General features: G+C 69.2%; 21 protein-coding genes and 3 tRNA genes. 2 read left to right on the plus strand and 22 right to left on the minus strand.

From position 1 onward, the window contains the following. The first annotated feature begins 9 nt into the window (after positions 1–9). Positions 10–441, plus strand: coding sequence for a nitronate monooxygenase (locus tag VE326_02355; GenBank protein HYJ32040.1), 432 nt, complete (start codon positions 10–12; stop codon positions 439–441). Further along, the gene (locus tag VE326_02360; GenBank protein ID HYJ32041.1) at positions 438–908 is read left to right on the plus strand and encodes a hypothetical protein; all 471 of its coding nucleotides are present in this window, start codon (positions 438–440) and stop codon (positions 906–908) included. Before VE326_02355 ends, VE326_02360 begins: the two co-directional genes overlap by 4 nt. 14 nt (positions 909–922) lie before the next feature. Here VE326_02360 and VE326_02365 read toward each other — a convergent pair whose 3' ends face one another. From VE326_02365 to VE326_02470, 22 genes are all read right to left on the minus strand, one after another. Next, positions 923–1,738 (minus strand): inositol monophosphatase family protein, encoded by an 816-nt coding sequence (locus tag VE326_02365; protein HYJ32042.1) that lies wholly within the window; start codon positions 1,736–1,738, stop codon positions 923–925. Between the two features lie 73 nt (positions 1,739–1,811). Then, positions 1,812–2,219 (minus strand): YciI family protein, encoded by a 408-nt coding sequence (locus tag VE326_02370; protein HYJ32043.1) that lies wholly within the window; start codon positions 2,217–2,219, stop codon positions 1,812–1,814. After that, a complete protein-coding gene (locus VE326_02375) occupies positions 2,216–2,734 on the minus strand; it encodes a GNAT family N-acetyltransferase (GenBank protein ID HYJ32044.1) in 519 nt (172 codons plus the stop codon). The genes VE326_02370 and VE326_02375 overlap by 4 nt, the downstream gene beginning before the upstream one ends. Continuing rightward, positions 2,731–4,617, minus strand: coding sequence for an ABC transporter ATP-binding protein (locus tag VE326_02380; GenBank protein ID HYJ32045.1), 1,887 nt, complete (start codon positions 4,615–4,617; stop codon positions 2,731–2,733). Before VE326_02380 ends, VE326_02375 begins: the two co-directional genes overlap by 4 nt. Positions 4,618–4,648: 31 nt before the next feature. Then, a complete protein-coding gene (locus VE326_02385; protein HYJ32046.1) occupies positions 4,649–6,427 on the minus strand; it encodes an ABC transporter ATP-binding protein in 1,779 nt (592 codons plus the stop codon). Positions 6,428–6,512: 85 nt separating this feature from the next. After that, positions 6,513–7,229: a C4-type zinc ribbon domain-containing protein gene (locus VE326_02390; protein ID HYJ32047.1), complete on the minus strand. Its 717-nt coding sequence runs from the start codon at positions 7,227–7,229 to the stop codon at positions 6,513–6,515. 176 nt (positions 7,230–7,405) lie between these two features. Beyond that, positions 7,406–7,481: transfer RNA gene (locus VE326_02395), tRNA-Val, on the minus strand. A gap of 67 nt (positions 7,482–7,548) precedes the next feature. Further along, positions 7,549–7,622 (minus strand) — tRNA-Ile (locus tag VE326_02400). Positions 7,623–7,730: 108 nt separating this feature from the next. Further along, on the minus strand, positions 7,731–9,503 hold the full coding sequence (gene rpoD, locus VE326_02405; protein HYJ32048.1) for an RNA polymerase sigma factor RpoD: 1,773 nt from the start codon (positions 9,501–9,503) through the stop codon (positions 7,731–7,733). Positions 9,504–9,521: 18 nt separating this feature from the next. Further along, on the minus strand, positions 9,522–11,381 hold the full coding sequence (gene dnaG, locus VE326_02410) for a DNA primase (GenBank protein ID HYJ32049.1): 1,860 nt from the start codon (positions 11,379–11,381) through the stop codon (positions 9,522–9,524). Next, positions 11,378–13,693: a Smr/MutS family protein gene (locus VE326_02415; GenBank protein ID HYJ32050.1), complete on the minus strand. Its 2,316-nt coding sequence runs from the start codon at positions 13,691–13,693 to the stop codon at positions 11,378–11,380. The genes dnaG and VE326_02415 overlap by 4 nt, the downstream gene beginning before the upstream one ends. A 280-nt stretch (positions 13,694–13,973) precedes the next feature. Beyond that, positions 13,974–14,168 carry a 30S ribosomal protein S21 gene (rpsU, locus tag VE326_02420; GenBank protein ID HYJ32051.1) on the minus strand — a complete coding sequence of 65 codons (195 nt, stop codon included), beginning with the start codon at positions 14,166–14,168 and terminating at the stop codon, positions 13,974–13,976. Positions 14,169–14,247: 79 nt separating this feature from the next. Then, the gene (locus VE326_02425; GenBank protein ID HYJ32052.1) at positions 14,248–15,048 is read right to left on the minus strand and encodes an RsmE family RNA methyltransferase; all 801 of its coding nucleotides are present in this window, start codon (positions 15,046–15,048) and stop codon (positions 14,248–14,250) included. 10 nt (positions 15,049–15,058) lie between these two features. Further along, positions 15,059–16,216 carry a molecular chaperone DnaJ gene (gene dnaJ, locus VE326_02430; protein ID HYJ32053.1) on the minus strand — a complete coding sequence of 386 codons (1,158 nt, stop codon included), beginning with the start codon at positions 16,214–16,216 and terminating at the stop codon, positions 15,059–15,061. Continuing rightward, the gene (locus tag VE326_02435; GenBank protein ID HYJ32054.1) at positions 16,213–16,923 is read right to left on the minus strand and encodes a nucleotide exchange factor GrpE; all 711 of its coding nucleotides are present in this window, start codon (positions 16,921–16,923) and stop codon (positions 16,213–16,215) included. The genes dnaJ and VE326_02435 overlap by 4 nt, the downstream gene beginning before the upstream one ends. A 2-nt stretch (positions 16,924–16,925) precedes the next feature. Next, complete coding sequence (hrcA, locus tag VE326_02440) at positions 16,926–17,951, minus strand: heat-inducible transcriptional repressor HrcA (GenBank protein ID HYJ32055.1); 1,026 nt, start codon at positions 17,949–17,951, stop codon at positions 16,926–16,928. Between the two features lie 96 nt (positions 17,952–18,047). Continuing rightward, positions 18,048–19,256 carry a radical SAM family heme chaperone HemW gene (gene hemW, locus VE326_02445; GenBank protein ID HYJ32056.1) on the minus strand — a complete coding sequence of 403 codons (1,209 nt, stop codon included), beginning with the start codon at positions 19,254–19,256 and terminating at the stop codon, positions 18,048–18,050. Positions 19,257–19,293: 37 nt separating this feature from the next. Continuing rightward, positions 19,294–19,962, minus strand: a complete 669-nt coding sequence (gene lepB, locus VE326_02450; GenBank protein ID HYJ32057.1) for a signal peptidase I — start codon at positions 19,960–19,962, stop codon at positions 19,294–19,296. A 28-nt stretch (positions 19,963–19,990) separates the two neighbouring features. Next, the gene (lepA, locus tag VE326_02455; protein ID HYJ32058.1) at positions 19,991–21,796 is read right to left on the minus strand and encodes a translation elongation factor 4; all 1,806 of its coding nucleotides are present in this window, start codon (positions 21,794–21,796) and stop codon (positions 19,991–19,993) included. 4 nt (positions 21,797–21,800) lie between these two features. Beyond that, complete coding sequence (locus tag VE326_02460) at positions 21,801–22,367, minus strand: DUF5683 domain-containing protein (GenBank protein HYJ32059.1); 567 nt, start codon at positions 22,365–22,367, stop codon at positions 21,801–21,803. A 7-nt stretch (positions 22,368–22,374) separates the two neighbouring features. Continuing rightward, positions 22,375–22,650: a hypothetical protein gene (locus VE326_02465; protein HYJ32060.1), complete on the minus strand. Its 276-nt coding sequence runs from the start codon at positions 22,648–22,650 to the stop codon at positions 22,375–22,377. Between the two features lie 140 nt (positions 22,651–22,790). Then, positions 22,791–22,888, minus strand: a tRNA-Sec gene (locus VE326_02470). Positions 22,889–22,971: the final 83 nt, after the last annotated feature.

Consider the following 22,971-nt stretch of genomic DNA (forward strand, 5'->3'; position numbering starts at 1 on the left):
GCGGGCGGAATCGCCGACGGCCGCGGGTTCTTGGCCGCCATGGCCTTAGGGGCGGAGGGCATCTCCGTGGGCACACGCTTTGCATGTACCCCAGAGTCGTCTTCCCACCCCCTTTATAAGGAAGCGGTTGTCGCCGCCGGCGACGCCGGGACCGTGCTCTTTGCAAAGCGCATCGCGCCAGTTCGCGCGATCAAGAACCCCTGGGTCGAGCGGGTCCGCCAGGCCGAGGCTCAGGGGGCGTCGCGAGGGGCGCTGGAGGAGGTCTACGGCCGATCCCATTCGCGCCGGGGCATCCTCGAAGGGGACGTGGACGAGGGCGAGCTGGAGGCCGGTCAGTCGAGCGGATTGATTCGCGACGTGATCCCGGCCGCCCAGGTCGTGCGGCGGTTCGTCGAGGAGTTCGAGCAGGCCCTGTCCCGAGTGCGGAGCGTCGGATCATGAGCGAGCCGAAGATCGTCGAGGAGCAGGTCACCGCGAAGGAAGCCCCCACCGCCGAGAGCGCCCTGACATCCGGAAGGACCCGGTTCGATGTCGCCATGAAGAAGGACAGCGACAGCGCCCGCTGCCTCGACCTGCTGGAGGCCGCCCACCAGTTTCAGCGCGCCATCCAGATCGCCCCCGACGCCCCCGAGGCCTACGGGTGGCTCGCGCAAACCTACCGCATGATGGCCGCCGCCTCGCGCGCCGCCGATTCCGACAGGGCCGATCTGTTCACGAGATTCGCCTGCGCCATCGCGTGGGAAGGAACGATCCGCTCCACGCCCACCTCCGTAACGATCCGCACCAAGCAGGAAGTCCGGACCCTGGTCGCCTGGCTGCGAGCGACGAGGCATCTCTCGCCGGCAGACGCCGAGGCGGAGATGAAGGTGATTCACGGGCTGAGCCTGGAGCAGGCGCTCAGTTACTGATTCGACTCACGAATTCAGGAGCGGGGCTCCGCTGAAGCGACGCGACTGGCAAGGACCGAAAGCATCGCGTCGTGGATCCTTCCATTCGTCGCAACCAGCTTCCGGGCGGTGACCTCGGCAGGGCCGCCCTCGTAATTCGACGTCTTCCCGCCGCCCTCCTCCACGATCAGCATCCCCGCCGCCATGTCCCAAGGTTGGAGACCGCCCTCCCAGAAGCCGTCGCTTCGACCGACCCCGACCTTGGCGATCGCTAGCGCCGCGGAACCCGCACGGCGCACGGCTTGGGCCTTCAACAGGAAGCGGGAGAACGGGCCGATGTTGTTCGATTCGAAATCGCCGCTCAGGTCGTAGGAGAAGCCGGTTCCGAGCATGGCCTTGCTGAGATCGTCGCATTCCGTGACGCGCCGGGGCTTGCCGTTCAGGGTGGTCCCCCCGCTTCGGCGCGCGGCGTAGGTGTCATCAAGGAGCGGGTTGTAGACGACGCCGACTTTCAGATAGCCGGCTTCCTGAAGCGCAATCGAGACGGACCAGACGGGATATTCGTGGGCGTAGTTGGTGGTGCCGTCGAGGGGATCGACGATCCAGAGCCGCTCGGACCCGCGGCGCTCGCCGCCTCCCTCTTCGGCCAGGATGTCGTCTGCGGGAAAGGCTGCGTTCAGCTTGGAGATGATCAGGCGCTCGGAGGCGCGGTCCATCTCGGTGACGAGATTGATGCGGCCCTTGTAGTCGATCACCTGCTCGCGGCCAAAGTTCTCCTTGAGCAGCGCGCCGGCCTCGTGCGCTATGGCCACCGCGGCCGCGAGCTCTCGTTCATAGAAAGGGCCGCTCATGGGTGGGCCGGAGCTCCGGACGGGGACAACTTGCGCTGGCGCAAGTTAACATATAGCTTAAGCACCACCACCGTCAGCGCGCTGTGGTCGGGGGAATATCCGCCACATCGGGGCGCGCGATCGTGATCCCCCTGGCCGAGTACCAAGGGTGGTACTCCACGCGGAACATGCCGTTCGTGACCGCGCGGTCGCCGGCCACCAGGTTCTGGCACTCCTCGATCGAATCCGAATCGAAGATCCAGATGCCGCGCAGGTCGGTCTTGTCCATGAAGGGGCCGGCGATCAGGAGCTTTCCGGCCTCGTACATCCGGGCGCTGTTGGTCATGTGGCTCCGGAACAGCTCGTCGCGCTCGGCGTCCTCCTGGGGTTGGTTCGGCCCGCGGTACAAGAGCGCCAAAATGTAGGTTCGCATCGCCCACGCGGGGGGCGGCTGGCCCTCTTCGGTCGGGCGTCCGGGATGCAGCGGATCGGTCGGACTCATTCCTTCTCCCCCTGCGCTTCCTTCCGCCCCGGCGCGATGCCGCGCGCGGGTCCCGAGGCCAGCGGCTTGTGAAACTTGTGCTGGGTCTTCTGCACCTCGTAACCGAGGTGCTTGTAGAACTTGTGCGCCCCGTCCCGCACGATGTTCGTGCGCAGCGAGACCTCGAGCGCGCCGCGCTCCCGCGCCCACGCCTCGACGTGCTCGACTAGGGCGCGCCCGGCTCCGGAGCCGCGGTACTTCTCGTCCACGACCAGGCCGCCCAGCTCGGCGTTGGGACCCGATTCGATGAAGGGGACCATGAACACGTGCGCCCAGCCGATGACGTGCCCCTCGGGGTCCTCGGCCACGAACGCGTCCCCCACTTCCGAGCCCAGCACGGCGCGGATCGCGGTCTCGGTCTTGCCGACGTCGCTGGGGTAGCCCAGCTGGCTGACCAGCTCGTTCACCGCGGGCGCGTCCTCCTCGGTCATCCGGCGGACGCGCACGTCGATCTCTTCGTGAGTTCTCTCGCTCACGCCTTGTCCCCGTCGGCGGCCACGGGCTGCTCGCGCTCTTGCCCCTCGCCGTCCAGCCGCACTTCCGGCGCGCTCTCCTTGCTGTACTGCAGCTCGTAGAGCCGCGCGTAGATGCCGCCCTTGGCGAGCAGCTCGGCGTGCGTCCCCTCTTCGCGCAGCTCGCCCTTGTGCAGGACCAGGATGCGATCGGCGTCCAGGATGGTGCTCAGGCGGTGGGCGATCACGAGCGACGTGCGCCCCTCCAGCAGCCGCTTCAGCGCGGCCTGCACGATCCGCTCCGTCTCGACGTCGACGCTCGACGTGGCCTCGTCCAGGATCAGGATGCTGGGATCGTAGTGGAGCGCGCGCGCGAAGGCGAGAATCTGCCGCTCCCCCATCGAGAAGTACGCCCCGCGCTCCCCCACCTCTTCGTCCAGGCCGTGCGGCAGGCGCGCGTGCAGGCGCGAGCCGCCCACTTCCATGAGGGCCCGGTCCACCTGGCCGTCCGCGCGGTCCCGCGCGCCGAAGGCGATGTTCTCGCGCACGGTGCCCGAGAAGAGGAACACGTCCTGGAGCACCAGGCCGATCTGGCGGCGCAGGTCCTTCCCCTCGATGGTGCGGATGTCGCGCCCGTCCACGCGGATCGAGCCGCGCTGGAATTCGTAGAAGCGCGTGAGCAGGTTCGCGATCGAGGACTTTCCCGCGCCCGTCGCGCCCACGATCGCCACCTTCTCGCCGGGCGCGATGTGGAAGGAGAGGTCGCGGATCACGAACTCCTCGTCCTTGTAGGCGAACCAGACGTGATCGAACTCCACGTCGCCGCGCAAGCGCCCCACCGCGGGAGCCTGCTTGGGCTCCACCACGGCCGGCTCGGTGTCGAGCAGCTCGAAGATCCGCTCCGAGGCGACCATCGCCGCCTGGAAGACGTTGTACTTCTCGCTCAGGTCCCGCACCGGCTGGTAGAAGCGGTCGGAGTACTGGATGAACGCGACCACGACGCCGAACGTGACCGTGCCCGCGAGGATGCCGCTCCCGCCATACCAGAGGATCAGCGCCAGCGCGATCGCGCCGATGATCTCGACCACCGGGAAGAAGACGGCGTAGTAGAAGAGGTTCTGCACGTGCGCGTCGTAGTGCGAGCGGTTGGCCTCGTCGAACCTAAGGGTCTGTTTCCGCTCGGCGTTGAAGAACTTGAGCACGTCCAGCCCCTGGAGATGCTCCTGCAGGAACGCGTTCAGGCGCGCGAGCCGCGTGCGCACGCGCCGATAGGACACGCGCACCTTGGACCGGAAGATCGCCGTGGCGATCACCAGCAGCACCACGGTGGTCATCGTGACCAGGGCGAGCCTCCAGTTCATCCAGAACATGGCGAAGACGATCGCGGCGAGCATGAAGATGTCGCCGATCACGGCGACGACCCCCTGCGCGAAGAGCTCGTTCAGAACCGCCACGTCCTGCGTCACGCGTGTGAGGATGCGTCCCACCGGCCGGGTGTCGAAGTAGGAGGGGGTCAGCGTCTCCAGGTGCCGGAAGATGGTGAGCCGCAGATCCTGCATCGCCCGCTGCCCCACCATCGCCATGGTATAGGACTGGGCGTAGCGGAGCACGAAGCCGACCGCGAGCACGGCCACGTAGGCGACCGCGATGAGGAGCAGCCCGCGGACCGCGTCGGCCGGAAGGGCGCCGTGGCCGCCGGCCGGCTTCACGTACTTGTCGATCGCGATCTTCGTGAGGAAGGGACCGGCCGCCTCCAGCAGCGAGAGCACGCCGAGGAGGGCGATCGAGAAGCCGATCTCCTTCTTGTACGGCTTCAGGAAGCGGAGGAGGCGGCCCGCGAGGCGCCGGTCGTAGATCGCGCCCTGCGCGTCGATGTCGTCCGAGGCCGATCCCCAGGGTCCGGCCATCAGCGGCTCCCTTCCGTGCGGCGCGCCCGGCTCATAGCGCCTCCAGCTCTTCCACCACCTCTTCCAGGTGGTAGAGGTCGCCGTACAGCCCGCCGCGCGCGAGCAGCTCTTCGTGGGTGCCCGAGGCGACGATCGCTCCCTCGTCGAGGACGACGATCCGGTCCACGCGCAGGAGCGCCGAGCGGCGATGCGTCGCGAGGACGACGGTGGCGCGCTGCGTCGCGCGGAACAGGTTGTCCAGGATCTCCTCCTCGGTGCCGGGATCGACGCTGGCGAAGGCGTCGTCCAGCAGCAGCACCGGGCGCTCCAGCGCGAGCGCGCGGGCCAGCGCGACCCGCTGCTTCTGTCCGCCCGAAAGGGTGATCCCGCGCTCCCCGATCATCGTGTCCAGTCCCTGCGGGAACTGGGTGAGGTCGGACGAGAGGCCGGCGCGGCGCACGACTTCGTCCACGTCCGGCTGCGGCGCCCCGGGCTCGAACCCGAACGCGACGTTCGCGCGGATCGTGTCGGAAAAGAGGAAGGTCTCCTGCGGCACGATCCCCAGCCTGCGGCGCAGCGGCCCCCGCGGCAGCTCCGCGACGGGGTGGCCCTCGAAGCGGATCATGCCCCCCGTGGGCTCGTAGAGGCGCGCGATCAGGTTCAGGAGCGTGGTCTTCCCCGAGCCGGTTCGCCCGACCACCGCGAGCGTCTCGCCGGCGCGGATCGAGAGGTTCAAGGCGTGGAGCACGTTGCGGTCGGTGCCGGGATAGTGGAAGGAGACGTTCTCGAGCGCGACCGCGGGCACGTGGGCGTGGGACGCACCGTCGGGTGCCGCCTGATCAGGACAGGGCCAGGGCATCCCGGGCTCCACGTCCTCCTCCGCCGGCAGCGCCAGGATCTCCTGGATCCGCCCCATGGAGGCCGCGCCGCGCTGGAACAGGTTCGAGACCCACCCCAGCGAGATCATCGGCCAGATGAGCATCGCGAGGTAGATCTGGAACGCGACCAGCTCGCCCAGCGTGATCTGGCCGCGCACCACGGCCGCGCCGCCCACGCCCAGGACGATGGCCGAGGCGATCCCGCCCAGGAGCGAGAGCATCGGCCACATGCCCGACCAGATCTTGATCATGGCGCGATTCTTCTCGAGATAGTCCTCGTGGATGGCGGCGAAGGCGCGGTACTCCCCCTCCTCCTCGACGTGCGCTTTCACGACGCGAATCCCGGCGAGCGTCTCCTGGGCCTTGGCCGTCATCGTGGCGAAGGACGCCTGGATCGCCTCGTAGTGGTGGTGCAGCTGCGCGCCCAGGCGCGCCACCGTGAACGAGAGGATCGGCAGCGGGATCAGCGAGAGCAGCGTGAGCCGGAGATCGATCCGGCACATCAGCGTCACCGCCAGCACGAACGTGGCGATGGTGTTTCCGAAGTACATGATGCCCGGTCCGAGGAAATTGCGAACCGCGTCGAGGTCGTTGGTCGCGCGCGAGAGCAGGTCGCCCACCTTGCGCGTCCGGTAGGTCTCGGCGGGAAGCCGCGCGAAGTGGTCGAACAGGTCGTTCCGCAGCTCGTACTCCATGCGCCGCGACGCGCGGATGAGCGACATGCGCATGGTGAACAGGAAGACCCCCTGCAGCGTGACCGCGAGCAGGATCAGCCCCGAGTCGCGAAGGAGCGCCGCGCGGCTGACGCCGGCCTGGAGATGGTCCACGGCCTGGCGCACCAGCCAGGGCGACCACACCTGGAAGACCGTGGTCAGGCCGATCGAGAGCGTGCCGAAGAAGATCGCGATCTTGTGCCGGCGCAGATACGGAAGCAGATGGCGAAGCGATCCGATGACGTGATCCTCGCTGGATGTGGGGAGGCGGACCCGGCGCTCGCCGGGGGCGAGCCGCGTCCGCCGGAGACGGGCGGCTCCGGGACTAGGAGGAGCTGCCCTCGTTGTAGATTAAGATGCGCCCACAGGCTTCGCAGATCATGATCGCGTCGCCCAGGCGCACTTGCTGCATCGCGTGGGGGGTCAGGGCCCGGAAGCACGCCCCGCAGGCGCCCTTCTTCACCTCCGCCACCGCCACCCCGTCCCGCGCCCCCGCCAGACGATCGTACCGCGAGAGCACCGGCTGGGGCACGCGCGGACGCACGGCATCCCGATCCTGCATCAGCGCCGCGAGGGTCTGGTCCAGCGCCGCGGCCTCCTGGTCCATCGCGGCCTCTTCCCGCTTCAGGCGCGCCTCCTCCTCGGCAACCCGCTTCTCCCCGCTCTTGGCCGCATTCGCCAGCTTTTCCTCGGCGTCGTAGCTCTCGAGGATCCGGGTCTCGACGTCGGAGCGCTTCTGCTTCACCCCTTCGATCTGGTGCCGCATCGCCGTGTATTCCTGGTTCGTCTTCACGTCCAGGAGCTGCCGCTCGAGTTTCGCCACGTCGGCCTGGAACGCCTCCACTTCCTTCTCCAGCGAGCGGCGGCCGCCGCGCGCGGCGTCCAGCTCCTTCTTCGAGCGTTCCAGGTCGGCCTTGGCCGCGGCCAGGGCGCCTCGGAGCGACTCGCGCCGCGCCGGAATCGCTTCCTTGCGGCGTTTCGCGTCGAGGAGGAGGGTGTCGCGGCGCTGCAGCTCGAGAAGCGCTTCCAGCTCAGGGAGCACGGCGTTCCTTTCGGGAGGTCGGGGGGAAATGAAAACGGGGAGCGCGCACGAGCGCGCTCCCCGTGGTCGGCGACGGGGGCCGGCGATCAGCGCCGCGCCCCCGCGAAGGTCCGGCCGGTTCGAGTCCGGCCCCAAGCCGGGCCGCCGCGGCGACCCTGGATTCCCTCGGTCCAAAATGGTGGGCGGTGCAGGGATTGAACCTGCGACCTCTGGCTTGTGATACCAGCGCTCTCCCAACTGAGCTAACCGCCCCGACAAGGAACGAGGCCGCGGGCCCGCGCGATGCGTCGCGAGGAATCATGGACGGGAAAAGGGCAAGTGGGCCCACTTGGACTCGAACCAAGGTCCGACCGGTTATGAGCCGGGCGCTCTCACCATCTGAGCTATGGGCCCGGTTGCGCTTCGATCCGGCTTGGAACCCGAGCGCCGGAGGGTACCAGAGGGGCGACGGGAGGGTCAAGAAAGCGGCCGCGCCGCTTCCCGCCCGCGCGGCGCGTACCCTCACATCATCTCCACGTAGCCCTTGAGACGGCGGCTGCGCGTCGGATGGCGCAGCTTGCGGAGCGCTTTCGCCTCGATCTGGCGGATGCGCTCGCGCGTGACGTTGAACGTGGCGCCCACTTCTTCCAGCGTGCGCGGGCAGCCGTCCTCCGTCAGTCCGAAGCGGAGGCGGATCACCTTGGCCTCGCGCTTGGAGAGCGTCTCCAGGACCTCGTTCACCTCGTCCTTCAGCATGGAGAACGCGGCCGCCTGCGCCGGCGAAACCACGCTCGTGTCCTCGATGAAGTCGCCCAGGCTGGAATCGTCGTCCTCCCCGATGGGACGATCGAGCGAGATCGGCTCCTGCGCCGCCTTGAGCACGCTCTTGATCTTGTCCACCGGCAGCGCGAGCTTCGCCGCCACTTCCTCGGGGGTCGGCTCGCGCCCCAGCTCCTGCACCAGCCGGCGCGACGTGCGCACGACCTTGTTGATCGCCTCGATCATGTGCACCGGGACGCGGATCGTCCGCGCCTGGTCGGCGATGGCGCGCGTGATCGCCTGCCGGATCCACCACGTCGCGTACGTGGAGAACTTGTAGCCCTTCCGGTAGTCGAACTTGTCCACGGCGCGCATCAGGCCGCTGTTCCCCTCCTGGATCAGGTCGAGGAATTCCAGGCCGCGGTTGGTGTAGCGCTTGGCGATGGAGATCACGAGGCGCACGTTGGCCTCGATCATCTCGCGCTTCGCCTTGTCCCGCGCGATCTCGCCCGAGCGGATCTCCCGAGCGACCTCCTTCACCTGGTCGCGCGTCATGTGGGCTTCTTCTTCGATCTTCCGCACCTTGCGGCGCGCGTTCTTCGAGGCGCGGTCGTACTCCTCGAAGCGGTCGGGCGTGAGGCCGCTCTCCTTCTCGACCTGCTTCGCCTCCTTCTTGCTCTTCTTGGCCCGCTTCAGGAGGTCGGCGATCTCGTCGCCGTTCCGACCCCAGCGTCGCTCGAGATCGGTGAACTCGCTCTCGACCAGGTCGATCTGGTGCGAGTAGTCCTTGATCCGCTCGGCGAGCCGCTCGATGAGGCGCGTGTTCAGGTTCAGCGTGAAGAGCTCGCACATGAGGTCTTCGTCCGCGGTGCGCAGTTTGCCATGGTGCGCGGTGCGGAGCGCTTCCGAAAGCCGTCCGGTCGGCTTCTCCTGGAGCTTCGTGAGCTTGCCGTGCAGGAGGCGGATCTTGTCGAATGCCTTGAGCGCGCGCGCCCGCTCCCGCTTGGGGCTGAACTCGGGATTCCAGTTGCCGAAGTCGATCTGGGTCAGGTCCTCGACGCGCATCTTGGCCTGCTTGAGCCGCGTGCCGTAGGAGATGATCTCCTTGAGAATCGGCCCGGAGCGGAAGAGGGCCGTGCAGATCTGCTTCTCGCCGGCCTTGATCCGCTTGGCGATCTCGACTTCGCCCTCGCGGTCCAGCAGGGGCACGCGTCCCATCTCGCGCAAGTACATGCGCACCGGATCGTCGTAACGGACCGGATGGGGGAGCGCCGCCTGCTTCTCGGGCGGGCGCTTCTCCTCGCGTCGCTTCAGACGGAGCTTCTGCTGCGCCTCTTCGTGGGTGTCGAAGACGTCGACCTTCAGGTCGTTCAGGGCGATATAGACCTCGTCCATGTCTTCGACCGAGGCGCTCTCGTCCAGGAAGGTCTCGATCTGGTCATGAAGCAGGTAGTGCTGCTTGCCGGCGAGCGACTTCAACTCGACCAGGCGGTCGCCGCCCTTCTCCCGCTTCAACCCTTCGGCTTTGCGTTTCATGGGCACTCGCGCTCTCCTCTAGGGAACGGCCGGATGGCTACGGCTGTGTAACTTAGATGCCAGATCCCGGCGCTCGGCCACCAGGCTGCCCAGCAGTCCCATATCCTTGGCATCATGGGACCGCTCCGCCTGGCGAATGGCCCGGTCGAGATCCTGGATGCTGGCGCGTATCCGCCGCTCTTCCAGGCGCTCGATCAGGGCTCGCGCCCCCCGGCGCGACTCCGAATCGGTCAACGGCTCCTCGGGCTTGGGGTGGCCCGTCAGGACGGCGCGGGCCAGCCCGGAAGCGTTCATCAGGTCCAATAGCTCTAGCTCGCCCGGCACCCGGGCCTCGGCCAGCCAGGTCTCGATCAGCTCCCGCAAACCCTCGTGGCGAAAGCAGTCCGAGCCCCCCTGGGCGACCACCTCGCCCAGGGCTCCCTCTTCGGTCAGAACCAGCGCTGCCAGTTCCGATTCCACGGGATCGGGAGCGATCCAGCCCGGCTCTCCCGGACCCGCGGCCGGGGTCCCGTGCTCCGGCCGGTCGCCCCCCTCGGCCGAAGCCACGTCCGCCCTCGCCCCCGGGTCGGGGGCCGGCGCGGTGGCCTTCCTCAGGACTCGTCCTCCCTTACGCTCCAGAGCATCCAGCAGAACCTTCTCTTCCAGGGCAAAGGCCTCGGCCCCCCGGCGGACCAGGAGCCTGCGCCGAATGGGGTCCTCCGCCCGCCCGATCACCTCGACATACCGTCGTACCCGCGCCTCGACCGAAGGGTTCTCTCCGCCGGCCCCCAGCGAGGCCTCGGCCAGGAACGCTGCCGGGTCGGCCGCGTCGGCGAGAAGGCCCTGGAACGCGGACGGGCCCTCCTTACGAAGGAAGGTATCCGGATCCTCCCCCGGCGGCAGGAGCAGCACCCGTACCGCCAGCCCGGCCCGCATCAAGGGCTCGAGCGCACGGTCGGCCGCCCGCACCCCCGCATCGTCGCCGTCGTAGACCAGGACCGCCTCGGCCTCGAGCCGGGCCAGGAGCCGCGCCTGGTCGTAGGTCAGCGCGGTCCCGCTGGTCGCGACGGCGTTCCGGAACCCGGCCGCGTGGAGCCGCATGACGTCCAGATACCCCTCCGCGATCAGCGCCTGCCGCGAATCCCGGATCGCCGCGCGGGCCTGCGGAAGTCCGAAGAGGATGCTCCCCTTCCGGTAGACCGCCGTCTCGGGCGAGTTCAGGTACTTCGGCTGATCGGCGGGAGCGATCGCGCGGGCGCCGAAGCCCGCCGTGCGCTGCGCCGACTCCATCACGGGAAACGTGATCCGGTTGCGAAACCGATCGTACCGGCTGCCGTCGCCGCGCCGGAGCGCCAGCCCCGCCTCTTCCAGAACGGCCACCGGAACGAGCTTCCCCAGGGTGGTCACGAGACCGTCCCACCCGGCGGGAGCCCAGCCGATCTGAAACGCGTCGAGCGAGGCCTTGTCGAAGCCGCGGCCGGTCATGTACTCGCGCGCCTCCGCGCCCGCGTCCGAATCGAGGCTGGCCCGGAAGTAGTCGTTCGCGAGCGCGTTCGCCTGGTAGAGCCGGTCGCGCGCGACGTCCCCCGGCCCGCGGGCGGTCTTCGGCAGCTCGATCCCCGCCCGCTCGGCCAGCATCCGGAGCGCTTCGGGAAAGGCGACCTTCTCGGTCTCGGTGACCCAGGCGAACAGGTCGCCACCCTTCCCGCAGCCGAAGCAGTGCCAGACCTGGCGGTCGGGATTCACCGTGAACGACGGGGTCCGCTCCGCATGGAAGGGACAGAGCCCCTTCCAGGAGCGCCCCGCGCGGCGAAGCGCGACCTTCTCGCCCACCAGGGCGACCAGGTCCACCGCCTCGCGCACCCGCTCCTTCGCTTCGCTCGAGAGCATCGCCGTCATGACGTGAGCGTCACGATCGTCACGCCGTGCCCTCCCTCACCCATCTCGCCCAGGCGGAATTCCTTCACGAGCTGGTTGTGCGCGAGGAACCGCTTCATGTGCTCGCGGAGGATCCCCTTTCCCTTGCCGTGGATGATGCGCACGGTCTGCTGCCCTCCCACCGCCGCGTCCTCGAGGAAGCGCTCCACGGCGCGCACCGCGTCGTCCGCCTCGTAGCCGCGCACGTCGACCTGGATCCCGATGCTTTCCAGGTCGGGCGTCGCGATCGCGGCGCCCCGGACCGGCCCGCGGGCGGCCGCGTCCTTTTCTTCCTCGTCGGCGGAGCGCGCGTCCGCCCCCGGCCGGGCCGCCGAGGGCTGCGTCGTGCGCAGCTGCGAGACCGGAAGCACCGCCGTCGCCGCGCCGATCTTCACCCGCACGCGCCCGTCCTTGTCGGGCAGGGAGAGCGCGGTTCCCTCGGCCTGGAGCGCCGGGACGTAGATCCGGTCCCCCTCGCGCACGGTGCGGACGGGAGCGCCGCGCTCGGCCGGAGCCGCCTGCGCCGCCGCGGCATCGGTCGCGATCGCTTCCTCCATCGCCCGGGCCAGCCCGCGCCCCTGCTGCAGCGTCTCGGCGCTCGCCTTGCGCTCGGAGCGGACCTTCTTTCGGTAGTCGTCGATCTGGCTCTCCAGCTGGCGCAGGAGCTCGCGGCGGGCGGCGATCTCGGCCTGCTTCCGCTCCTTCCGCTCCGACTCCAGCCGCTCGCGCGTGGAGCGCAGCTCGCTCTCGCGCTCGCGCAGCTTGGCCTGCGTCTCCGTAAGCGTGCGGCGCTCGGCCACGGCCTCTTCGCGCAGCCGCCCCAGCTCTTCGATCAACCGGTTCAGGTCGCGCTCCCCCTCGGGGAGCAGCGTCCGGGCGCGCGCGAGCACGCCCGCGTCCATGCCGAATCGCTCCGCCACCTGGATCGCGCGGCTTCCGCCGGGCACGCCCACGACCAGGCGGAAGAGGGAGCGCAGCGTGGCCTCGTCGAACGCCATCGAGGCGTTCCGCACGCCGGGCGTCTCGTGCGCGAACGTCTTCAGGCTCCCGTGATGCGTCGTCGCGAGCGTCATCGCCCCCCGCTGGAGCAGCGCCTCGAGCACCGCCTGCCCCAGCGCCGCGCCCTCGGCGGGATCGGTCCCCGACCCCAGCTCGTCCAGGAGCACGAGGCTACGGTCGGTCGCCGCGGCCAGCGCCTGCGTCACGCGCCGCACGTGCGAGAGGAACGTGCTCACGTCGTCCTGGATCGACTGCTCGTCGCCGATGTCGCAGACGATGCGGTCGAACCAGGCGAACGCCGTGCCGTGCGCCGCCGTGACCGGGAGCCCCGCCATCGCCATCAGCGAGAGGAGCCCGACGGTCTTCATCGCGACGGTCTTCCCGCCCATGTTCGGGCCGGTCACGAGGAGCACCGGATTCTCGGCGTCCAGCTCGAGGTCGAGCGGCACCGGTGGGCCGATCTCGCCGCGCACGTGCCGCAGCACGAGAATGGGATGCCGCGCGCCGCGGAGGAGCAGCCGGCGCTCGTCGGCGATCACCGGAAGCACCGCGCCCGCCTCGATCGCCCAGGACGCCACCGCCTCGGCCGCGTCCAGCGCGGCCAGCGCGGCCAGGTCCGCGGTGAGCGCGCCGTGATGCCGGTGCGCCTCGGCCGAGAGCGTGCGCAGGATCCGCTCCACCTCGCGCGCCTCGTCGCTCGCCCGTTCGGCCAGCTCGCTGTTCCCCTCGGCGGCCTCGCGCGGCTCGACGAATACGCTCGCGCCCGAGCCCGAGTGACCGAGCACCGCCCCGGGCACGGAGCGCCGGTTCGACGACGGGATCGCGATCACGTACCGCTCCTCGCGCAGCGTGACGAAGCTCTCCTGGCTTCCGGCGGCGCGCAGGATCGACTCCAGCTTGGAGGCGAGCCGCTCGCGCAGCGAACGGATCGCGCGGCGGATCTTCGAGAGCTCGGGCGAGGCGTCGTCCTTCACGGCGCCCGAGGGGTCGATCGCGCGCAGAAGCTCCCGGCGAAGCCCCTCGGCCGGGTCCAGCCCGCCGAGAAGCCGCGCGAGCCCCGGCGCGTCCTCGCGGCGCTTGCGGTACCACGTGAGGACCTGCCCCGCCTGCTCCAGGAGGACGGCGATCTGCCAGAGCTCCTCGCCTCGCAGCGTGGAGCCCTCCGTCTCGAGACGCTGGAGCACGAGGCGGAGGTCGGGCGGCGCTACGGTGGGCGGCGGATCGCCGGCCTCGTGCGCGGCGAGAAGATCGGCGGTCTCCGACTGCGCGGCGCGCGCGTCTTCCGGGCGGCGCATCGGGGCGCGCGAAAGCACGCGCTCGCGACCGGGGACGGAACGGGTCCGACCCGCCAGCGCGCGAAGCACCGCGGCAAACTCCAGAACGTCATGTGCGTGATCCCGCGCGCGCTCCATTTGCATGGGCTCCGCGGAACCGTTCGGCGCCGTGGCCGGGCGCTGGTCCAATTCGGTGTGGCTTCTTTCCGGGGGTTCGGGGCCGGCCGGCGTTACCGGCCCAGGAGACAAACGGGAAACCGGCTCGCGCCGGTTTCCCGCCTGGATGTTCGGTTGGACGACCCTAGTCGGCCGACTTCATTCGGGCCATCATCTTCCTCTTCGCGGCGTTGAGCTTTCGCTTCTTCCGCTCGCTCGGTTTCTCGAAGTGCTGATGTCTGCGCAGGTCGGCGAGAATTCCAGCTTTCTCGCACTTCTTCTTGAACCGGCGAAGGGCACTCTCGAAGGACTCTCCGTCCTTGACCCTGATGCCGGGCATCCTATGAATCGCCTCCTTCGGGACAGGTTAAGGGTACCGAACGGGCTCGCCCAACGTATTGGGCAAACTGCGGCTAACGCTACTGAAGATACCCCGGTGCCCCTGTTTTGTCAACTCGCCCCAACCCCGCCGTCAGCATCAGGTTACGGGCGGCCCCCAGGAGGGCCAGGACCGCCGCGGAGGTAGTCAACCGACTGGGTCCCAAGGAGATAGGGCGAAAGGTTCGCGCCGCCAGGAACTCCCCCTCTTGGCGGAGAAATCCACCGGGAGGTCCAACTGCCATTATGACATGAGGTTGCGAACCTACTGCCATCGCTTGGGCATGCTCTGCCCGAAGCGGCTCTCCCCGCGGGTCGGCGATCAGACGCATTGAATCTGCGGGGATCTCCTGAGAGGCCTCCTCCAAGCTCCGGGAGGAGCGCAGGGCGGGAAGCCGGGTACGGCGCGACTGCTTGAGCGCCGATCGGGCGATCCGCGCCAGACGGTCGAGGCGCGCTTCCGCCAGTCCCCCGCGCCCGCTGTGCCCCGTGGCGACGAAGTCGATCGCGGTCGCGCCCAACGGGACCGCGAGCGAGACGATCGTCTCGATCTGCGGGAGATCCGGGATGCCGGCCAGAACGGTGATGGCGACCCCGAGCTCGCCCGCATCCTCGGTGCGGGACTCGATCCTCCCGGCGGCGATACCGCCGGAATCGGTCTCGAGGACGCAGCGGTAGAGGATCCCCTCCCCGTCCACCGCCTCGAAGGGGGTTCCCGGCGCGGCGCGGAAGACGCGAAGGAGATGGCGCGATTCGGAGGCGCTCAGGCGAAGCCTTACCCCGTCAACGTCGGCGCGGTCCACCCAGAACGCCGTGTCGGGCGTCCGCGCCGCACCCTTCATCCTGAGGCGCTCAGCCTTCGTCGCCCGTCCACGCCGGGCGGCGCGGCGCGGGAGCCTTGGCCTCGGGAAGCGTCTCGAAGTCCTGAAGGAGCTTCTTGCCGCGCTCGGAGAGCTTGGACGGAACCGCCACGACGACGCGCACGAGCAGGTCGCCGGTCCCCGAGCGCTGGAGGCTCTTCAGTCCCTTCCCGCGCAGGCGGAGGAGCTTCCCCGTCGCCGTTCCTGCGGGGATCTCCACCAGCGCGCGGCCGCCGCCCAGCGTGGGCACCTCGACCTTCCCGCCGAGCGCCGCCCGCGACAGGCTGACCGGAACCTCGATGACCAGGTCGTCGCCGTCGCGCGCGAAGAGCGGGTGCTCGATCTCCTCGATGTGGGCGATCAGGTCCCCCGCGGGGCCGCCGCGCGGGCCCGCGTCGCCCATGCCGGGGAGCGGGATGAAGTTGCCGCTCGAGACGCCGGCCGGCACCTTGATCGCGATCTCGCTCTGCTCCCGCACGCGCCCCTCGCCGTGACAGACCGGGCAGGGATTCTCGACGATGGTTCCCTCACCATGGCAGCGGTCGCACGTCGAGACGTTGATGAGCTGGCCGAAGATGGAGCGCTGCACCTGCCGGATCTGCCCCGAGCCGTGGCATTTCGGACACGTGATGCGGCTGGTCCCTTCCTTGGCGCCGGTCCCCTTGCAGGTCTTGCAGACGCGGAGGTGCCGGACCTTGACCCGCTTCTCCGTCCCGGTCGCGATCTCCTCGAGGGTGAGCGGAAGGCGAAGCTCGAGGGTGTTGCCGCGCCGCTCGCGCGGGCGGCGGGCGCCGCCGCCGCCTTCCTCGAACAGGTCGCCGAATCCCCCGGGGCCGCCGAAGTCGCGCATGAAGGCGCGCAGCGCGTCGGCCAGGTCGAAGCCGCGCATGTCCTCGAAGCCGCCGCCCCCGCCGCCGGGAAATCCCTGCGGCGCGTGGCCGAAGCGGTCGTAGCGGGCGCGCTTCTCCGGGTCGGAAAGAACTTCGTAGGCCTCGGCCACTTCCTTGAAGCGCTCCTCAGCCTGCTTGTCGCCCGGATTCTTGTCAGGGTGGAATTTCAGCGCGAGCTGCCGGTACGCCTTCTTGATCTCCTCAGGCGACGCGCTCCGCTCGACCCCGAGCACTTCGTAGTAGTCGCGAACCGTGCTCACGCGCGATGCCGGTCCTTACCGGACGGCTCGGTCCGGTCGACGTCGGTGGCGCCCATGCGATCGCGATCCTCGAGCGGCGGCGGAATCGTATCGGGAGGCGCGTTGGATCCGAGCATCGAGGGCGGCGTGGGCGTGTCGGCCGGCGGGCCCGCGACGACCACCTTGGCGTGGCGCAGCACGCGATCGTTCAGCAGGTAGCCGGGCTGGGCCACGTCCAGCACCAGGCCGGGCCGCGTGCCCGGGGGCGCGACCCGCTCGCCGATGGCGTCGTGGAGATTGGGATCGAACGGCTGCCCCGCCGACCGGATCGGGGCGAGGCCCTCCTTCTCGAGGATCTTCATCATCCGGTCGCGCACCAGCTCCACGCCCGCGTGGAGCGGATCGTGCGGCGTGCCGGGCATCGCCGCCAGCGCGCGCTCGAAGTCGTCGAGCACCGGCAGGAGCTCGCGGATCAAGGACTCCTGCGCGTAGCGGATGGTCTGCTCGGACTCGAGCTTCCGGCGCTTCTGCACGTTGGTCATCTCGGCCAGCGCGCGAAGCAGCTCCTCCTCGCGATCGCGGAGGCGCCGGATCTCCGCCTCCACCGCCTCGGGATCGCGCCCCGGGGCTCCCGTATCGGCTTCCGTATCGGGCGCGGCGTTCTTGTCCGGGGCGTCGCCCCTGGTTTCGTCACGGTCTTCCGTCATGGCTCCGCGTTTCGGTTTCATGTCTATGCTCCCGCGAGGCGGGCGCCCACGTAGGAGACGAGGGAGACCACGCGCCGGTACGGCATCCGCACCGGTCCCATGACTCCGATCGCGCCCCGAAGGCCGCCGACCGCCACGCCCATTCCGACGATCGAGCACGCGCGAATCGCGGGAGATTCGATCTCCCGGCCGATCGCCACGCGCGGCACACTCTCGCCCGAGAACGCGTCCAGCGTCCGGACGAGCGACTCCTGGTTCGCCAGCAAGGATACGAGCGGCCGGAGCGTTCCGGGCGCTTGAAACTCGGGCTGCGACGCGATGTTGTCGGCGCCGTCCATGCGCACGGCGGGCTCCTCGCGCGTCGAGAGGAGCCGCGAGGCGCGCGTGAGCGCCTCCTCGATGAAGCTCGCGATCTCGGGGGGCGCGCCCGCGCGCGCCTCGACCGCCAGCGCCTCCAGCGTCCTGGGCCCCGCCGCGGGAAGCCGCGCGCGGATCCAGGACTCGGCCCGGCGAAGGTCGGCGGCGCACGGGGAGCGCTCGGGCCGCCACGTGTCAGTGGCCACCATGCCGTCGCGCGCGCCCACGGCCACGACGACGTGCCCCCCGTCCAGGGCGACGAGATTCACCTGGTCCACGACCTCTTCCCGCGACCGCACCGCCATCACGGCGAGCTGCCGGGTGGCGCGAGCGAGAATGGGAGCGAGATCGGAGGCGCGCGACTGGAGGCGCGCGCGTCCGATCGCGTCGTCGAGGATGCGGCGCATGGCGATCGGGACCGTCTCGGGGCGCATCAGATGATCGACGTAGTAGCGGTACCCCGCCTCGGTGGGGACGCGCCCGGCCGAGGTGTGGGGGTGGCGGAGCAGTCCCAGCTCTTCCAGCTCGCGCATCGCGTTCCGGATCGTGGCCGGCGAGATACTCAGGTGGTAGGCGGCGCGCACGTACTGGGAGCCCACCGGCTCGGCGCGCGAGACGTGGCTCTCCACGACGAACGTCAGGATGCGGCTGAGCCGCGGATCGAGCTCTGGATCGAAACGATTGGGCTTCATCGGGGCACTCCCGGGACGCTTCCCGGAATTCCGGGCGTTAGCACTTTCGGACGTCGAGTGCCAACGCGACGACGCTAGCAGCGGGGCCGTGGGCTGTCAACCCGGCGAGGCCCCCGAAACGGCGCCCGGGCCCATGCCGGCCTCCCGCCGTGAATGGCTTCCCGCTTCCGACCTCGCAAAGAGCTCCGCGGCGGACTCGAGCGCGGTCATCAGCCCGCGCTCGGTGGGGCGGACGCTCCCCCGCCCCGATCTCAGCGCCCCGGCCGCCTCGCCCCAACGAAGCCACCCGTCGGCCTCGCGAGGCGCGGCCCGATCCAGCGCCACCCGCCGGAGACCGCGCGCGCGCCGGAGCCCCAGGAACACGACCTCTTCCCGCGCGTCGGCCTCGCTGAGGGCGCGCACGTCGCGTCGGGGCAGCGCCCCCGCTTCGACGCGGTCGAACCACCGCGACACGTCCTCCTCGTTTCCCCAGCGCCGCGACCCGTCGAACGAGTGCGCGCCGGGGCCGAGTCCGAGATAGGGGCGGCGGATCCAGTAGGACTGGTTGTGCCGCGACTCGAATCCGGACCGCGCCCAGCTCGAGACTTCGTAGCGGTGGTAGCCCGCGGTGGCGAGCAAGCGTCCCGCGGCATCGTAGCGCTCCGCCGCGTCGTCTTCGGTCGGGATCGCGATCGCCCCGCGCGTGGCCTTGGCCGCGAGCGGCGTGCCCTCCTCGACCTGGAGCGCATAGATCGAGAGGTGCGGCACGCCCAGCGCGACGACCCGCTCCACCCCGCGGGCGAAGCCATCCGCGGTTTCGCCGGGAACGCCCGCCATGAGATCCAGCGAGACGTTCGTGAAGCCCGCGGCGCGAGCGCGCGCGAGCGCGTCCAGCGCTCCTTCGGCGGTGTGGATCCTCCCGAGCGCGCGGAGTGCGGCGGCCTCGAACGACTGGACCCCCAGGCTCAGGCGGTCCACGCCGGCCTGCCGGAGGAGGCGCAGCTTCTCGGCCGTCAGTCCCTCGGGGTTCGCTTCCACCGTCCACTCGCGCACGCGGGCGATCGGAAACGCCGAGCGAACCCAGTCCAGGAACGACGCGAGCGTGCCTGGGTCGAGCGCGGTCGGCGTTCCGCCGCCGACGAAGATCGTCCGGGGGCGGTTCTCGGCCCACGCACCGGGAGCCTCGGCCGAGGCCAGCTCCCACTCCCGCGCCAGCGCGCGCAGGAGCCGCTCCGGCTCGGCGTGGTGGAGCGGCGCCTTGGAGAAGGCGCAGTAGGGGCAGAGGCTCCGGCAATACGGCAGGTGAACGTAGAGACCGTAGTCCATCAGGTCGTCCGCAGGGAGCTCCGCGACATGGATCGGCTCAGTGTATCGGCCGGAAGATACGGTTCAGCCGCGGCAGCCGCCGGTCCTGATCCCACGACCAGTAGATGAACATCGCCTTCCCCTTGACCAGCTCGCGCGGCAAGGCCCCCCAGTATCGGCTGTCATGGCTGTTGTCGCGGTTGTCGCCCATCATGAAGAGGTGCCCCTGCGGCACGACGTAGGGGCCGAAGTTGTCGCGCTGGTCGTTTTCGCGCGGAAGGATCCGCGGGTCCTTGTGGACGACGTAGGGCTCCACGGGCGCCTTGCCGTCCACGTAGAGCACCTTGTCCCGGATCTCGATGGTCTGCCCCGCGACCGCCACGCAGCGCTTGATGAAGTCCCGCGAGGGATCCTCCGGATAGCGGAAGACGATCACGTCCCCCGGCTTCGGCTCTCGGATCGTGGGAAAGCGGTAGTAGAAGAAGCGCTCGCCGCCGAAGCCGATGTCGATCTCCGAGCCGTAGACCATCTTGTTCACGAAGAGGAAGTCGCCGACCTGCAGCGTGTCCTCCATCGAGCCGGTCGGGATGCGGAAGGCCTGGAGGACCAGGCCGCGGATGACGATCGTGAGGACGATCGCCAGAATGATCGCTTCGAGGTATTCGCGGAGGGTCGACTTCGTGCGGGCCCGCGCGCGGGCGGCCGCCACGGAGGATCCGTTGGTCATGCTCTCCTTTCGCGCCATCCCGGCGGCGCTAGCGCTCCACCTTGAGCACCGCCAGGAAGGCTTCCTGAGGAATGCGGACCGTGCCCACCTGCTTCATCCGCTGCTTCCCTTCCTTCTGCTTCTCGAGGAGCTTCCGCTTGCGGCTGATGTCGCCGCCGTAGCACTTGGCGATCACGTTCTTCCGGAGCGCCGAGATGGTCTCGCGCGCGATCACCTGGCCGCCGATGGCCGCCTGGATCGCGATCGGGAACATCTGCCGGGGGATCAGCTCCTTGAGCTTCACGCTGATCTCGCGCCCCCAATCGTACGCCTTCTCGCGGTGGACGATCACCGAGAGCGCGTCCACCGGATCGCCGTTCAGAAGCACGTCCATCTTCACCAGCTCGGCCGGTTTGTACCCCGCCAGCTCGTAGTCGAGGGAGGCGTAGCCCCGGCTGATCGACTTCAGGCGATCATAGAAATCGAGGACGATCTCGGCGAGCGGAAGCTCGTAGGTGAGGTGCGCGCGCTCGGGGCTGGGGTATTCGATCCCGTGGTAGATCCCGCGACGATCCTGCGCCAGCTTCATGATGTTCCCCACGTACTCGACCGGGACCACGACCTGCGCGCGGACGTAGGGCTCGTCGATCCCCTCGATCGAGCCGGCCGGCGGCATCAGCGCCGGGTTCTCGACGACCACCACCTCGCCGTCGGTCTTCATCACGTGGTACTCCACGCTCGGCACGGTGGCGATCAGGTCCACGCCATACTCGCGGGAGAGCCGCTCCTGCACGATCTCCATGTGGAGGAGTCCCAGGAAGCCGCACCGGAAGCCGAAGCCCAGCGCGAGCGAGGTCTCCGGCTCGTAGCTCAGCGCGGCGTCGTTCAGCTGGAGCTTGGCGAGCGATTCCTTCAGCTCGACGTAGCTCTCCTGCTCGATCGGGTAGAGCCCCGAGAAGACCATCGGCTTCACCGGCCGGTAGCCGGGCAGCATCTCGGGCGCGGGATAATCGTCGTTGGTGATCGTGTCGCCCACCTTGGCGTCGGCGACCACCTTGATGTTCGCGATCACGTAGCCCACGTCGCCCGCGACCAGCTCCTCGCGGGGATCCAGGCCCAGGCGGAGCGTCCCCACCTCGAGCACCTCGTGGCGCTTCCCGGTCGAGAACATCCGCACCGCGTCGCCGGTCCGGATCCGACCGCACACCACGCGCACGTAGACGATCACGCCGCGGAACTGGTCGAAGACGCTGTCGAAAATGAGCGCCTGGAGCGGGAGGTCGGATTCGTCGGCGGGCGGCGGGATCCGCTGCACGATCGCCTCGAGCACCGCCCCGACGTTCAACCCTTCCTTGGCCGAGACGCGGATGCACTCCTCCGGCTCCACGTGGAGGAGCTGCGCCACCTCGAGCGCCGTCTCGTCGGGCATCGCCGCGGGCAGGTCCACCTTGTTCAGCACCGGGACGATCGTGAGCTTCTGCTCCTGCGCGAGGTAGAGATTGGAGATCGTCTGCGCCTCCACGCCCTGGGAGGCATCCACCACGAGGATCGCCCCCTCGCAGGCGGCGAGGCTCCGCGACACTTCGTAGGTGAAGTCCACGTGCCCCGGCGTGTCGATCAGGTTGAGCGTGTAGGTGCGGCCGTCCCTGGCCTTGTAGCTCATCGTGATCGCGTGGGACTTGATGGTGATCCCCTTCTCGCGCTCCAGGTCCATGTTGTCCAGAACCTGCTCCTTCATCTTCCCCTTGGGGACGGCGCCCGTCAGGTCGAGCAGCCGGTCGGCCAGCGTGGATTTCCCGTGGTCGATGTGCGCGATGATGCAGAAGTTGCGAACGTAGTCGCGGGGGGTGGCCATGGGGTCAGAACCGCACGCGATAGGCGAGAGCGATGACCGGACGGTCTCCGGGGCGCGGCGGGAGCAGGCTCTCCTGCTTTCCGAAGTCGGAGTCGAACGTGGAGAGGTGCGCGTCCACGTAGGCGTCCGCCATGGAGATCAGGTGGGCCGCCAGGGTCCACCAGATCCAGCTGATCTTCCGGTTGCGGTGCGTTTCGGCCTCCAGGTCCGCCAGGGCGAACGCCGTCGAGTCCCCAAATACCGCGGCGTCGGCCGCGCGCTGCTTCGCGTCGTTCTGCAGCTTGAGCTCGTGGAGCGCCAGCGCCACGAGGCTCCCCTCGGCCCCCACGACCAGCACGGCTTTGAGCGGCTGATGATTGTACATCTGTCCCCAGCCCGGGACGATGGCCGATCGCGCCATCACCTTCCATGGCGCGGTCTTCGGCTTGGACGCCGCCGCGGCCGAGTCGGCTTTGGACATGGTCCGGACGGGCAGGCTCGCCGCATGGCCCGGGACGTCCGCGCCACGGGCAAGTCTGGGCGAGACGAGTCCGATCCCCCCCGCCAGGAGCAGGGCGATTGCGATCTTCAAAACGAGTTCACTCCCGCGTGAAGAAGTGCGCGATGGCGAGGAACAGGAAGAGGATCCCGCCGAAGACGTATACCCCGATCACGACCCCGTGGTTGAACTCCGGCCCCAGTTCCGAGTGCCGAAGCAGGTAGTGAAGCCCCTGCGCGAGCGCCACCAGCAGCACGAGCAGAAGGACCGGCCACCACCCCCGCATCAGCGCCACGATCGTGATCACGAGGATGACGCCAATCACGAGCGGATCGTTGTGGAACCGAGCGAGCCAGCCCGGGAGGATGCCGTTCATCGAGACGAGCCTCTATGGGCTTCGACGCGTGAGCTGCCCCGCGACTCACATCTCGATTTCCCGAAGTCCCACCGGCTAAGTCGCGTGTCAAAGCGGCACGAATTTACGTTCCCCGGGGAACGTAAACACTCGGAGTTCAATGGCGGGAACGTGTGGGAATCGAACCCACCTCGGACGTCGGAGACGCCCGACAAAAGGATTTGAAGTCCTCGGACACCACCAGATGCCATCCGCTCCCCTTTGGAAAGAGGCTACTATGGCCGACATGAGGTTCCATGGCAAAGGGTTAGATGCGGCGTCGAGGCGGGCTTGAGGATCGCC

The sequence above is a fragment of the Candidatus Binatia bacterium genome, assembly GCA_035631035.1.
Taxonomy (GTDB): Bacteria; Eisenbacteria; RBG-16-71-46; order SZUA-252; family SZUA-252; genus DASQJL01.